This window comes from Streptomyces sp. NPDC033178 (assembly GCF_055577685.1).
In genome coordinates this window covers 88,513-102,178 of the sequence record NZ_JBVIPT010000005.1, presented here as the reverse complement: position 1 = coordinate 102,178, position 13,666 = coordinate 88,513, and the positions used below count along the sequence as shown (strand labels likewise).

Genomic DNA, 13,666 nt, shown 5'->3' with positions numbered 1-13,666 from the left:
ACCGACGGGACGGACGGAGCCCGTCGTAGCGTCCGCCGGACCGCAGCCGCGCTACAGGCTGTCGAGGAAGCCGAGCGCCACCTGCCAGGTGGCCTCGGCGGCCTCCTTGTCGTAGTCCGGCAGACCGGGGTCGGTGTAGAGGTGCCCGGCCCCCGCGTATCTGTAGATCTCCACGTCGGCGCCCGCCCTCCCCATCTGCAGATACCAGGCGCTCAGCCAGTCGTCGGGCTCGAAGGCGTCCGGCTCCGCGACGTGCAGCTGGACCGGCAGATCGTCCACCGAGGCGTTCGGCGCGATGTCGGACGTGCCGTGCAGGAGCAGCAGCCCGCGGGCCTTGCTGTCGCCGAGCGCGAGGGTCTGGGCGGTCGCCGCGCCGAGCGAGAACCCGGCGTACACGATCCCCCGGTCCGAGTACGGGGCCGCGGCCAGGATCGCGCGCTTCAGCAGCTCCTCCTTGCCGAGCTCGTCCTTGAAGGCCCTGCCCTCCTCGACGGTCTCGAAGGTGCGCCCCTCGAAGAGATCGGGCGTCCACACCTCGTGTCCCGCCGCACGCAGCCGGTCCGCCGCGTCACGCACCGCGGGCCGCAGCCCGTAGGTCGAATGGAAGAGCATGATGTTCATGAGGCCATGGTGCCAGCCGCCACCGACAGTGCCCGGGCCGGGACAGCGCCCGGCGGGCGACGAGGCAGAGGCCACATGTTCATGACGGCCCCGGGCCGGTTACGGTCGAGGGCATGGAGAACGTACTGCGCCCGCTGATCGTCGTCGGCGGCTCGCTCGTACTGACGCTGCTGGTCGGCTGGATCGCCGACCTGCTGCTGAAGCGTGCCGACCAACGCCACCAGGGGGTCCCCCTGTGGGGCCTGCTGCGCCGCTGCCGCCTGCCACTGCAGGTCGTGATGTGCACGGCGCTGCTGAGAGGGTCGTACGACCGGGCCGAGATCGCCGTCGACCACTCCGCCACGATCGGCCAGATCCTGACGCTGGTCCTCATCGGCTCCACGGCCTGGCTGGTGGTCCGCATCGCGACGGCGATCGTCGACTCCTCGTACTCCCGCTACGCCCACGCCCACCGCGATCCGGCCCGGGTCCGCCGAGTCCGTACGCAGGTGACGCTGATCCAGCGTGTGGTGTCGGCGATCGTCGGTGTGGTCGCGGTCGCCGCGATGCTGCTGACGTTTCCCGCGATGCGCGCGGCAGGCGCCTCACTGCTCGCCTCGGCAGGCATCCTCGGCATCGTCGCCGGTGTGGCCGCGCAGTCCACGCTCAGCAACATGTTCGCCGGGCTGCAGATCGCCTTCGGTGACATGGTGCGCATCGGTGACACGGTCGTGGTGGACGGCGAATGGGGCACGGTCGACGAGATCACCCTGACCTTCCTGACCGTCCGCACCTGGGACGAGCGCCGGATCACCATGCCGGTCTCGTACTTCACGTCCCAGCCGTTCGAGAACTGGTCCCGCGGCGGCGTGCAGATGACCGGCACGGTCTTCTTCCACTTGGACCACAGCGCGCCCGTCGAGGAGATGCGCGACAAGCTCCGCGACATCCTCCGCGAGTGCCCCGCCTGGGACGGCCGCGACTACGGCCTCGCCGTCACGGATGCCACCCCCAGCACCATCGAGGTGCGCGCCCTGGTCACCGCGAAGGACGCCGACGACATCTGGACGGTCCGCGTCACCGTCCGCGAACAGATGATCAACTGGCTGACCGCCCACCACTCCTACGCCCTGCCCCGAGTCAACACGGCCGACGCGATCCTCCCCCCGGGCTCCCACCCGAACGGCAACGACGGCCGGCCCCATAGAACGACCCGAGGCCGAGCGGTGGAACCACCGCGGACGGGCCGGGGCTGAACCAGCAGGGCTGACGAGGGCGCCCCGTAGGGGCGCGGGGAACCGCGCGCTCAGTCCAATCGAACCCGCACTCGCGAACGAACATCAACGCCCACTGGAAACCCGCACCTTCCAGGCGGGGTTGAAACGGGCGGAGCGGGCAGGAAAGCCCCAAAAGATCACCGAAGGCTTCGCACATCCAGATGCCGCAGCACCCGGTCCACCACCTCGGGATCGGCCCCGGCCTCACTCCGCGCGGCCAACACCTCATGCCGGGCCGCGGACAACATCTCCCCCTGAATCCGCCGAACCCGCTTGATCCGCCGCACCCGATGCTCGTGCCCCTCCCGCCGCTCGTCCTCCCCCATGTCGGGACTGATCCGGAACCCGATGTCGAAGGCGCGCCGCAACAACTGCTCGGAAAGCTCCTCCGGCAGTTCCTCGGCCTCCTCGATCTCCCGCAGCCGCCGCTTCGCCGCCTTCGCCGCCCGCAGGGCCAGCGCCTTCTCGAACTCCTGCTCCCGATCCGTGTCGGCCCGCACATCCAGCTTCCGGACCAGCCACGGCAGGCTCAGCCCCTGCACCACGAGCGTCGCCATGATCACCCCGAACGCGATGAACACCATCTCGTCCCGGTCGGGGAACGGCGCCCCGCTGTCCGTCTCCAGCGGAATGGCCAGCGCGAGGGCGACGGAGGCCACTCCGCGCATCCCGGCCCACCACATGACGACGGTCTCCCGCCAGCTGGTCGGAATGTCCTCGTCGTGGTCCCGCTTCGCGTGCAACCGCTTCGTCAGCCAGGTCGCGGGCAGCAGATACGCCAGCCGTACGAACACGACGACCCCCACGATCGCGGCGGCCCACCCGAGCATCTCCTCCCACCGCCCGGACGCCGTCCTGATCGCGTTGTGCAGTTCGAGCCCGATGAGCCCGAACGCCACCCCGGTGACCAACGTGTCGACGATGTCCCAGAACGTGTGCCCGGCGAGCCGCGTCATCACGTCGTCGGCGTCGTTCGCGTACTCCGCCAGGAACAACGCCGTGGTGAGCACCGCCAGCACCCCGGACCCGTGCAACTCCTCGGCCAGCACGTACGAGGCGTACGGCACGATCAGGGTCAGCCCGATCTGCAGCGTCGGGTCCCCGAGGTAGTCCATCAGCCGGTTGGTGCCCCACCCGAGCCCGAAACCCATCGCCACGGCGACGACGGCGGAGAGCAGGAAGTCGAGCGCGGCACTCGGCAGCGAGAAGGTGCCGCTGACGGCGGCGGCGATGGCGACGTGGTACAGCACGATGGCCGTCACGTCGTTGAACAGCCCCTCGCCCTCCAGGATCGACACCAGTCGGCGCGGCAGCCCGAGCTTGCCCGCGACAGCGGTCGCCGCGACCGGGTCGGGCGGCGCCACCAGCGCGCCCAGTGCCACGGCGGCGGCGATCGGCAGCCCGGGCACGATCGCGTGGGCCACCACGGCCACCACGGCGGTGGTGACGAACACCAGCGCCACGGCGAGCAGGAAGATCGGCCGTTTGTTGGCCGTGAACTGCCGCCAGGAGGTACGTCGTACGGCGGCGTACAGCAGCGGTGGAAGCAGCGCGGGCAGAATCAGCTCGGGCGGAATGTCCACATTCGGTACGAAATTGAGGACGGCCAGCACGATTCCGAGCAGCGTCATCAGCACCGGGGAGGGAAGCCCGAGGCGGTCCCCCAGCGGGACGCTCAGCACAGCCCCGAGCAACATCACGAACAACAGGGCCAACTGATCCACGGTCAGCACTCCGGACTGGGTCTAGACGATCAAGACAGGCCAGACCCCAAGCGTGCCACTGAACCCGCCCGTCATTTCAAACGCCGAGCAACAGAAGCGCCCCTTTGAGGGGCGCGGGGAACTGCGCAGTCTTTATGCTTTTAGCGGCGCGGGGAACTGCGCGACCAGCCCCCACCGGCCCGCGGCCAGAACCGCAACCGGAACCCCAGCCGCCCTAAAGACTCCGTCGCATCGCCAGATGCGAAATCCCCGCATCGAGGAACTCCGGCCCGTACGCCACATACCCCAGCCGCTCATAAAACCCGAGCGCATGCGTCTGCGCGTGCAGATCCACCGCCGTCAGCCCACGCGCGCGTGCCGCGTCCTCGATGCCCCGCACGAGCGCGACCCCGACACCGAGCCCACGCGCGGCCTTGAGGACGGCGAGCCGCCCCAGGGACCCGACACCGGGCTCACCGCCGGTCTTGGCGGCCGCCACGTCGCCGTACAACAGCCGCCCCGCGCCGAACGGCAGCCCGTCCTCGCGCACGGCGACCACATGCACGGCATCGGCGTCGTACGCGTCGTATTCGAGGTCCTCAGGGACCCCCTGCTCGACGACGAAGACCTCCTTGCGCACCGCGAAGCAGGCCTCACGGTCGGCGGGGTCCTCGGCCACACGCACCACGTAGGACGACGAACTCATGCGTAGCTTTCCTCCCGGACACGGTCCAGCGCCTTCTGCAGGTCCTCCGCGTAGCCGCTCTCGAACTCGACCCACTGGCCGTCCCCGGGGTGCTCGAAGCCGAGCTTCACGGCCTGCAGCCACTGCCGGGTGATCCCGAGCCGCTTGGCGAGCGTGGGGTCCGCGCCGTACGTCAGGTCGCCGACGCAGGGGTGCCGGTGGGCCGACATGTGGACGCGGATCTGGTGCGTGCGCCCGGTCTCCAGCTTGATGTCGAGCAGCGAGGCCGCGCGGAACGCCTCGATCAGGTCGTAGTGCGTCACGGAGGGCTTGCCCTCGGCCGTGACCGCCCACTTGTAGTCGTGGTTCGGGTGCCGGCCGATGGGGGCGTCGATGGTGCCGCTGGTCGGGTCCGGGTGTCCCTGGACGAGCGCGTGGTAGCGCTTGTCGACCGTGCGCTCCTTGAACTGGCGCTTCAGCGACGTGTACGCGTACTCCGACTTGGCGACCACCATCAGGCCCGAGGTGCCCACGTCCAGGCGGTGCACGATGCCCTGGCGCTCGGCGGCGCCCGAGGTCGAGATCCGGTACCCGGCGGCGGCGAGCCCGCCGATGACGGTCGGTCCCGACCAGCCGGGGCTGGGATGCGCGGCGACACCGACCGGCTTGACGATCACGACCACGTCGTCGTCGTCGTGCACGATCTCCATGCCCTCGACGGGCTCGGCGACGATCTGCACGGGCGCGGGCGCCTGCGGCATCTCGACCTCCAGCCAGGCGCCGCCGTGCACCCGCTCGGACTTACCGACCACCGAGCCGTCGACCGTGACCTTCCCCGCCGCGGCAAGCTCGGCGGCCTTCGTGCGGGAGAAGCCGAACATGCGGGAGATGGCGGCGTCGACACGCTCGCCCTCCAGGCCGTCGGGCACGGGCAGGTTACGGATCTCGGGACTGGTGCTCACCCGTCGAGTATGCCGGACAGGTCCGACACCCCTGACCAGAGCCCGAACAACAGTGCCCCCCGACGGCCCCGTGGGCCGGCCCTCAGTCCTTGTGGACGGTGCCGTCCGGGTCGAGCCCGCGGAAGGACAGCAGCACGATCAGGATGCCGCCGCAGACGATGGCGGAGTCGGCGAGGTTGAAGACCGCGAAGTGCTTGGGCGCGATGAAGTCGACGACCGCACCCTCGAAAACGCCCGGCGCGCGGAAGATCCGGTCCGTGAGGTTGCCGAGCGCACCGCCGAGGAGCAGGCCGAGCGCGATCGCCCAGGGAAGGCTGTAGAGCTTGCGGGCGAGCCGGGCGATCACCACGATCACGGCCGCGGCGATCACCGTGAAGATGACGGTGAAGGCCTCGCCGATACCGAAGGCCGCGCCCGCGTTGCGGATCGCCTCGAACCTCAGCCAGTCACCGATGATCTCGATCGGCTCGTGGTGCTCCAGCTTCGCGACCACGATCATCTTGCTGATCAGGTCCAGTGCGTACGCGAGGACGGCGACCGTGAACAGCACGGCGATCCGGCGCTTGCCCCTGGAGGGCCCGGCCGGGGCCGCAGCCTCATCGGAACCGGAGTCGGAGCCCTCGCTCCCGGCCGGATCCTGCGCCCCCTGGGCATCGGACCGCTCGCCCGCCGCCGCGCTCTGGTCGGTCTGCTCCGGCTCGGCGCCAGCCGCCTCCGGGATATCCGGCGTACCGATGATCCGCTCCGCCTCTGCCACGTGAGTCCCTCAACCTAGGTGCCTGACTGAGGACGAGAGTACGGCACGGCCCACCGCGCCCATGTGCTCAGGAGGCGCACCGGGCCGATCAGTATCGGATCATTGGCCGATCAGTAACGGCGCTCCTGCTTCTGCTTGCACTCGACGCACAGGGTGGCGCGCGGGAAGGCCTGCATACGGGCCTTCCCGATGGGGTTGCCACAGCTCTCGCAGAGCCCGTACGTGCCCGCGTCCAGGCGTTCGAGGGCGCGCTCGTCCTGCTCCAGCATCTCCCTGGCGTTGGCCGCGAGAGCCATCTCGCTCTCGCGCGTGATGTTCTTGGTGCCGGTGTCGGCCTGGTCGTCGCCCGCGCCGTCCCCGGAGTCACGCATCAGGCCCGCCAGGGACTCCTCGGAGTGCGTGATCTCGGCACGCAGCCGCAGGGCCTCCGACATCAGCCCCGTGCGTGCCTCCGCGACCTCCTCGGGGGTCCAGGGGTCCTCACCGGGGCGTACCGCGAGCTCGCCGGGCTCCGCCGCGGCGATCCGCGCCTTGGGGACCGCGCCTGCCTTGCCGGCCGCCTTCGCCGTGGCCGTGGCCGTGCCAGGAGTCTTCTTCGCAACCACCGTCGTGGCTCCCGTCGTCTTCGCGGCCTCCGCCGCACCCTCGGCCGCTGCAGCGACCGCTTTCTTGGCCGTACGTGTGCCCTTCCTGCCCGCCTTCCGGGGAGGCTCTGCGGCGGAGACGCCCGCCTCACCCACCCCCTTGCCGGCGGCACTCTTCTTGGCGGCCTTCTTCGCAGGAACCGCCTTGACGGCCGCCTTCTTGGTGGAGGCCTTCTTGGTACCGGCCCTCTTCGTAGCGGCCCTCTTCGTAGCGGCCGTTTCGGCGATAGCCCCCTCCGTGGAGGTCGCCGCCGCGACTGCCCTCTTCGAGACGGCCGCCCCTGCGCCGGCCCTCTTCGGAGCAGCCACTTTCCTGGTGGCCGACTCCTTGGTGGCAACTTTCGTAGTGGCCGACTTCTTGGCGACCACTTTCCTGGCGACCACTTTCTTGGTGGCCGCCTTCTTGGTGACCGCCTTCTTGGTGACCGCCTTCTTGGTGGCCGTTTCCGAAACGGCCTTCTTCGAAGGAGTGGTCCCCACGGCGTCCTTCTTCGCCGCGGCCTTCTTCACAGCGGCCGTTTTCGTGGCCCCTGCCTTCGTAACGCCTGCCTTCGTGGCACCCGCCTCCGTAGTCGCTTCCTTCGTAGCGACCGTTCTCCGACCGGCCGTCCTCGTGCCGTCGACCGTCTTCTTGGCCCCGCCCTGCTTCGCCGCGCCCTTCGCGGAACGCTCCGCCCCCATGGATCTGCCGGACGCCGACTGCTGTACGGCGGTCTTCTTCGCCACCATGGCCGCGGCCCCTTCACATATTGTGATCTTGCTCGCGAATCGTGCTGGGACGATAAATCGACTTGAGTCCCGCGGCAACGGGGCACGCCGCCCGATTCGCCCGCCCCGCCCGTACCGCGCGGCGAGCCTGCAAGCGTTGTGCCCAGCTCCCCGCCGGGTAATCCGCCGAGTCGGCCGTCCCAGGATGCGAACACGGCCGCCTCGGCATTCGGGTCAGTCCGCACGCCTCCCCGGCGCCCCGCCACCCCTCGCCCGCGGGCCCGGGAAAACCGGTCGGCCGCTGTCCGCCCGGCGCCGTACACTGGGCGGAGCGAGAAGCGTGGATGGGGACGAGTAGCGGCGTACGCAGCCAGGAGCGACCCGGGGACGGTGCGAGCCCGGGGGCCGGCGCGACGTGAAGATCACCCCGGAGCCGCCGGAAGAAAGCCGCAGCCGAGAGGCACGAAAGGCAGCGGCCGGTAGACCCGGCATCGCGACCCCAATGAGGGGGCTCACCGACGTGCAGGAAGCGGCGGAGAGCCAAGGAGGGTGGTACCGCGGGAGCGCGCCGCACACGGCGTAGGTGACAACACAGCTCTCGTCCCTCCGGACGGAAGGCAGAAAGTCCGCCGGAGGAAGCTCGTTGAATACGCAGCCGAGTACACAGCCGCAGTACCGCCAGGTGCCGGCCCAGGTCGACCTGTCCGCCCTCGAGCACGCCGTGCTCGACTTCTGGCGTGAGCAGAAGATCTTCGCCAAGACCCTGGAGCAGTCCGAGGGCCGCCCGGAGTGGGTGTTCTACGAGGGCCCGCCCACGGCCAACGGCATGCCCGGTGCCCACCACATCGAGGCGCGCGTCTTCAAGGACGTCTTCCCGCGCTTCCGCACCATGCGCGGCTACCACGTGGCCCGCAAGGCCGGCTGGGACTGCCACGGCCTCCCCGTGGAGCTGGCGGTCGAGAAGGAGCTCGGCTTCAACGGCAAGAAGGACATCGAGGCGTACGGCATCGCCGAGTTCAACGCCAAGTGCCGCGAGTCCGTGACCCGCCACACCGACGCCTTCGAAGAGCTCACGACCCGCATGGGTTACTGGACCGACCTGAACGACCCGTACCGCACGATGGACCCCGAGTACATCGAGTCCGTGTGGTGGTCGCTCAAGGAGATCTTCAACAAGGGCCTGCTGGTCCAGGACCACCGCGTCGCCCCCTGGTGCCCGCGCTGCGGCACGGGCCTCTCCGACCACGAGCTGGCGCAGGGCTACGAGACGGTCGTCGACCCCTCGGTGTTCGTCCGTTTCCCGCTCACCTCCGGTCCGCTCGCGGGCCAGGCCGCGCTCCTGGTGTGGACGACGACCCCGTGGACCCTGGTGTCCAACACCGCGGTCGCCGCCCACCCCGAGGTCACCTACGTGGTCGCGACGAACGGCGAGGAGAAGCTGGTCGTCGCCGAGCCGCTCGTCGAGAAGGCACTCGGCGAGGGCTGGGAGACCACCGGCCGGTCCTTCACGGGCACCGAGATGGAGCGCTGGACGTATCAACGTCCGTTCGAGCTCGTCGAGTTCCCGAAGGACGAGCCCGCCCACTACGTGGTGAACGCGGAGTACGTCACGACCGAGGACGGCACTGGTCTGGTTCACCAGTCCCCCGCCTTCGGTGAGGACGACCTCAAGGTCTGCCGCGAGTACGGCCTGCCCGTGGTGAACCCGGTCCGCCCCGACGGCACGTTCGAGGAGGACGTCCCCCTGGTCGGCGGCGTCTTCTTCAAGAAGGCCGACGAGAAGCTCACCGAGGACCTCCAGCAGCGCGGCCTGCTCTTCAGGCACATCCCGTACGAGCACAGCTACCCGCACTGCTGGCGCTGCCACACCGCGCTCCTCTACTACGCGCAGCCGTCCTGGTACATCCGCACCACGGCCATCAAGGACCGCCTCCTCCAGGAGAACGAGAAGACCAACTGGTACCCGGACTCGGTCAAGACCGGCCGGTACGGCGACTGGCTGAACAACAACATCGACTGGGCCCTGTCCCGCAACCGCTACTGGGGCACCCCGCTGCCGATCTGGCGCTGCGAGGACGACCACCTCACGGTCGTCGGCTCGCGCGCCGAGCTCTCCGAGCTGACGGGCACGGACCAGTCGGACCTCGACCCGCACCGCCCGTTCATCGACGAGGTCACCTTCGCGTGCCCCCAGTGCGAGAAGACGGCCACGCGCGTGCCGGAGGTCATCGACGCCTGGTACGACTCGGGTTCGATGCCGTTCGCGCAGTGGGGCTACCCGTACAAGAACAAGGAACTCTTCGAGTCCCGTTACCCGGCGCAGTTCATCAGCGAGGCCATCGACCAGACCCGCGGCTGGTTCTACACGCTGATGGCGGTCGGCACGCTCGTCTTCGACAAGTCGTCGTACGAGAACGTGGTGTGCCTCGGCCACATCCTCGCCGAGGACGGCCGCAAGATGTCCAAGCACCTGGGCAACATCCTGCAGCCGATCCCGCTGATGGACCAGCACGGCGCGGACGCGGTCCGCTGGTTCATGGCGGCCGGCGGCTCCCCCTGGGCGGCCCGCCGCGTCGGCCACGGCACGATCCAGGAGGTCGTCCGCAAGACGCTCCTCACGTACTGGAACACGGTCGCCTTCCAGGCCCTTTACGCCCGCACGTCCAACTGGGCGCCCAGCGAGGCCGATCCGGCCCCGGCGGACCGTCCGGTCCTGGACCGCTGGCTGCTGTCCGAACTCCACGCGCTCACCGACCAGGTGACGCAGGCTCTGGAGGCGTACGACACCCAGCGCGCCGGAAAGCTCCTCTCGGCGTTCGTCGACGACCTGTCCAACTGGTACGTACGCCGCTCGCGTCGCCGCTTCTGGCAGGGCGACAAGGCGGCGCTGCGCACCCTGCACGAGGTCGTCGAGACGGTCACGCGCCTGATGGCCCCGCTGACCCCATTCATCACCGAGCGGGTCTGGCAGGATCTGGTGGTGCCCGTGACGCCGGACGCCCCCGAGTCCGTACACCTGACGTCCTGGCCGGAGGCGGACCTGTCCGTCATCGACCCGGAGCTGTCCCGGCAGATGGTGCTCGTACGCCGTCTCGTGGAGCTGGGCCGTGCCACGCGCGCGGAGTCGGGTGTGAAGACGCGTCAGCCGCTGTCCCGCGCGCTGGTCGCCGCGACCGGGTTCGGGTCCCTGGACCGTGAACTGCACGCGCAGATCACGGAGGAGCTGAACGTGAGCTCGCTCGCCTCCCTCTCGGAAGTGGGCGGCTCGCTGGTGGACACAACCGCCAAGGCCAACTTCCGCGCGCTGGGCAAGCGGTTCGGCAAGGGCGTCCAGGCGGTGGCCAAGGCCGTCGCCGAGGCCGACGCGGCCGCGCTGTCCCTGGCCCTGCGCGAGGGCACGGCGTCGGTGGAGGTCGACGGCGAGACCATCACGCTCGCCCCGGACGAGGTGATCATCACGGAGACCCCGCGCGAGGGCTGGTCCGTCGCCTCGGACTCCGGTGCGACGGTCGCCCTGGACCTGGAGATCACCGAGGAGCTGCGTCAGGCGGGCCTGGCCCGTGACGCGATCCGTCTGATCCAGGAGGCCCGCAAGAACAGCGGCCTGGACGTGGCCGACCGGATCGCCCTGCGCTGGACGTCCACGGACCCGAAGGTGATCGCGGCGCTCACCGAGCACTCCGCCCTGATCGCCGACGAGGTCCTCGCCACGGACTTCGGCCAGGGCGAGGCGGCGGACGACACGTACGGCACCCCGTTCACGGACGAGTCCCTGTCGCTGACGTTCCGCCTCCGCAAGGCGTAGCGACAGCCTCGAAGGCCCGGTCCCGCCAAAGATCTTGGCGGGACCGGGCCTTCGGCGTTGCGTGCCCGCGTACAGCTGCCCGCGTCCTCCGAACGAACGCACGCACTGGGCAGGGCCGCACACGCCCACGCAAAAGGGCGGAGCCCCGGAAGTTATCCGGGGCTCCGCCCTGAACGCTGCCGACGCCTAAGGCGTACGGGAGGCCGTCAGTTGTCGTCCTCGTCGATCAGGAAGCCACGCATCGGCGAGGGCGCCTGCTGCATGGGCGAGGGGCCCTGCGGCCGGACCGGCGCCATCGGCTGGGTCATGGCCGGCGACATCTGCTGCTGACCACCGTAGGACGGCGGGGCCGGAGCCGGGCCACCCATCTGCTGGCCGCCGTAGGACGGCGCGCTCGCCCCGGCCGGAGCCATGGACGGGCTCGGCGACGACGGAAGCGACGCGGCAGCGGGCGCACGCGGCGGAGCCAGCGAGTCGTCGGCCTGGGTCTCCAGCTGACGCAGCTGCGACTCCAGGTAGGACTTCAGACGCGTGCGGTACTCGCGCTCGAAGCCGCGCAGGTCCTCGACCTTGCGCTCCAGCGTGGCGCGAGCGGACTCCAGGGAGCCCATCGCCACGCGGTGCTTCTCCTGGGCGTCCCGCTCAAGAGCGTCGGCCTTGGCACGGGCGTCGCGCTCCAGACCCTCGGCGCGGCTGCGGGCCTCGCCGACGATCTTGTTGGCCTCGGAACGGGCCTCGGCGATCGCCTGGTCGGCGGTCTGCTGGGCCAGCGAGAGGACACGAGCGGCGCTGTCGCCACCGGGGCCCTGACCGGGCTGACCCATCTGCGGGCCACCGTGACCGCCCATCGGGCCACCCATGGGACCGCCCATCGGGCCGCCCATCTGCTGGGGCATCTGCTGCTGCATCTGACCCTGCATCTGCTGCATCTGACCGGGACCCTGACCCATGGGGCCCTGGCCCATCGGACCCTGACCCATCGGGCCGGGACCCTGCTGGCCGCCCTGGGCACTGGGGCCCGCGGGAAGCTGCGGCGCACCGCTCGGCAGCTGGGGCGGGCCGCCCATGGGGCCGCCCATCTGCTGCTGCGGCGGACCCGATATGCCGGCGGGCACGGGAGCACCGGGACCGCGCATGCCCTGCGGCGGGCCCTGTTGTTGCTGCGGATCCTGCTGTTCGGGCGGCTTGCGCATGCCCTGCTGCTGGTTCTGCGCGGCGGCGCGTGTGGCGGCGGCCAGCTTGGCGCGCAGGTCCTCGTTCTCGCGGAGCAGGCGGGTCAGTTCGGCTTCGACCTCATCGAGGAAGGCATCGACCTCGTCCTCGTCATAGCCTTCTCGGAGGCGGACGGTCGTGAACTGCTTGTTCCGCACGTCCTCGGGGGTCAACGGCATCTCTTCACCTCAACGTAGTCGTCGGCATCGTCGGCGTTCGGCAAGACCGTATCGTTCACAGCCGGCTCACAACGGAGATCAGGATGTAGACGATGATCATCAGTACGAAGAAGGACAGGTCGAGCGCCACGCCCCCGAGACGCAGCGGCGGGATGAACCGCCGCAGAAGCTTGAGCGGTGGATCAGTGACAGTGTAGGTGGCCTCAAGAACGACCACCATCGCCTTGCCGGGTTGCCATGAGCGGGCGAACTGGAAGACGTAGTCCATGACCAGCCGGAAGATCAGCACGATGAGGAAACACATCAGCGCGACGTACAGAACCTGCGCAACCACGCTCATGATCCGTGCTTCCCTCTCCCCTGTTTCCGTGCCTTGTCCGGTCCTGCGTCTCAGCTCTGGTTGAAGAACCCGCCCTCTGCGATGCGAGCCTTGTCCTCCGCCGTGACATCGACGTTAGCAGGCGACAACAGGAACACCTTCTGCGTCACCCGCTCGATGCTCCCGTGAAGACCAAACACCAAACCGGCCGCAAAGTCGACAAGTCGCTTCGCGTCTGTGTCATCCATCTCAGTCAGATTCATGATCACCGGAGTGCCCTCACGGAAGTGTTCCCCGATGGTACGGGCCTCGTTGTAGGTCCGGGGGTGCAGTGTGGTGATCCTGTACGGCTCTCGTTCCGACACGACCTTGGGCATGATCACCGGTGCGTTCTTCTCCAGGCTTTGACGTTCTTGTGTGATGGACGCCACGGGGGCGATTCGCGCCGGACGCCCGGATTCCGCGGTGAGCGAAGCGGAATGTGACACGGGATCGCGCTGCACGGGCGGCTGCACCACTCGTACCGATTCGTCCCGTTGGGACTGATGCGGCTGGTGTGATTGATGCGACGGCTCGTGCCGTCGGCGGTCCCGCTCGGGCTCCGGATCAAGCTCGGGCTCGAAGTCGTCGTCGGGGTCGAAGCCCCTGCCGTCGTACCCATCGTCCTCCACGAGGCCGAGGTAGACCGCCATCTTGCGCATCGCGCCGGCCATGCTCTGAGTCCTCCGCTCTGTGGTGGATCGGCTGACTGTTGCCAAGTGCCCGCGATCCACGAGGTCGTTATGCCCACCTATGGTGGTAATGACCATATTTTC

The 13,666-nt window shown here is 69.4% G+C and carries 11 protein-coding genes; 2 read left to right on the top strand and 9 right to left on the bottom strand.

All coding sequences use genetic code 11. The annotated features are described in order from the left end of the window. Positions 1-51 precede the first annotated feature (51 nt). Positions 52-621 (bottom strand): dienelactone hydrolase family protein, encoded by a 570-nt coding sequence (locus ACZ5VQ_RS14035; RefSeq protein WP_469105092.1) that lies wholly within the window; start codon positions 619-621, stop codon positions 52-54. Between the two features lie 113 nt (positions 622-734). Here ACZ5VQ_RS14035 and ACZ5VQ_RS14030 point away from each other — a divergent pair, with 113 nt between their 5' ends. After that, on the top strand, positions 735-1,856 hold the full coding sequence (locus tag ACZ5VQ_RS14030; RefSeq protein WP_469105091.1) for a mechanosensitive ion channel family protein: 1,122 nt from the start codon (positions 735-737) through the stop codon (positions 1,854-1,856). A gap of 158 nt (positions 1,857-2,014) precedes the next feature. Here the strand turns inward: ACZ5VQ_RS14030 and ACZ5VQ_RS14025 are convergent, their stop codons facing one another. The 5 genes from ACZ5VQ_RS14025 to ACZ5VQ_RS14005 all read right to left on the bottom strand — a co-directional run bounded on the left by ACZ5VQ_RS14025 (position 2,015) and on the right by ACZ5VQ_RS14005 (position 7,357). Further along, a complete protein-coding gene (locus ACZ5VQ_RS14025) occupies positions 2,015-3,601 on the bottom strand; it encodes a Na+/H+ antiporter (RefSeq protein WP_469105090.1) in 1,587 nt (528 codons plus the stop codon). A 214-nt stretch (positions 3,602-3,815) separates the two neighbouring features. Next, entirely contained in the window at positions 3,816-4,286 is a 471-nt protein-coding gene (locus ACZ5VQ_RS14020; RefSeq protein WP_469105089.1) for a GNAT family N-acetyltransferase, read from the bottom strand. Next, positions 4,283-5,227 (bottom strand): RluA family pseudouridine synthase, encoded by a 945-nt coding sequence (locus ACZ5VQ_RS14015; protein WP_469105088.1) that lies wholly within the window; start codon positions 5,225-5,227, stop codon positions 4,283-4,285. Before ACZ5VQ_RS14015 ends, ACZ5VQ_RS14020 begins: the two co-directional genes overlap by 4 nt. 82 nt (positions 5,228-5,309) lie before the next feature. After that, entirely contained in the window at positions 5,310-5,984 is a 675-nt protein-coding gene (gene lspA / locus ACZ5VQ_RS14010; protein WP_469105087.1) for a signal peptidase II, read from the bottom strand. Positions 5,985-6,094: 110 nt separating this feature from the next. Further along, a complete protein-coding gene (locus ACZ5VQ_RS14005; RefSeq protein WP_469105086.1) occupies positions 6,095-7,357 on the bottom strand; it encodes a TraR/DksA family transcriptional regulator in 1,263 nt (420 codons plus the stop codon). Positions 7,358-7,979: 622 nt separating this feature from the next. Between ACZ5VQ_RS14005 and ileS the strand changes: the two genes are divergently transcribed. Then, positions 7,980-11,141 (top strand): isoleucine--tRNA ligase, encoded by a 3,162-nt coding sequence (ileS, locus tag ACZ5VQ_RS14000; RefSeq protein WP_469105085.1) that lies wholly within the window; start codon positions 7,980-7,982, stop codon positions 11,139-11,141. A 206-nt stretch (positions 11,142-11,347) separates the two neighbouring features. On the opposite strand, the gene ACZ5VQ_RS13995 is transcribed toward ileS, so the two are convergent. The 3 genes from ACZ5VQ_RS13995 to ACZ5VQ_RS13985 are packed head-to-tail and all read right to left on the bottom strand — an operon-like array spanning position 11,348 to position 13,564. Beyond that, positions 11,348-12,532: a DivIVA domain-containing protein gene (locus ACZ5VQ_RS13995; RefSeq protein ID WP_469105084.1), complete on the bottom strand. Its 1,185-nt coding sequence runs from the start codon at positions 12,530-12,532 to the stop codon at positions 11,348-11,350. 55 nt (positions 12,533-12,587) lie between these two features. Beyond that, positions 12,588-12,872 carry a YggT family protein gene (locus tag ACZ5VQ_RS13990; RefSeq protein WP_055612103.1) on the bottom strand — a complete coding sequence of 95 codons (285 nt, stop codon included), beginning with the start codon at positions 12,870-12,872 and terminating at the stop codon, positions 12,588-12,590. Positions 12,873-12,922: 50 nt separating this feature from the next. After that, entirely contained in the window at positions 12,923-13,564 is a 642-nt protein-coding gene (locus tag ACZ5VQ_RS13985) for a cell division protein SepF (RefSeq protein ID WP_055612102.1), read from the bottom strand. Positions 13,565-13,666: the final 102 nt, after the last annotated feature.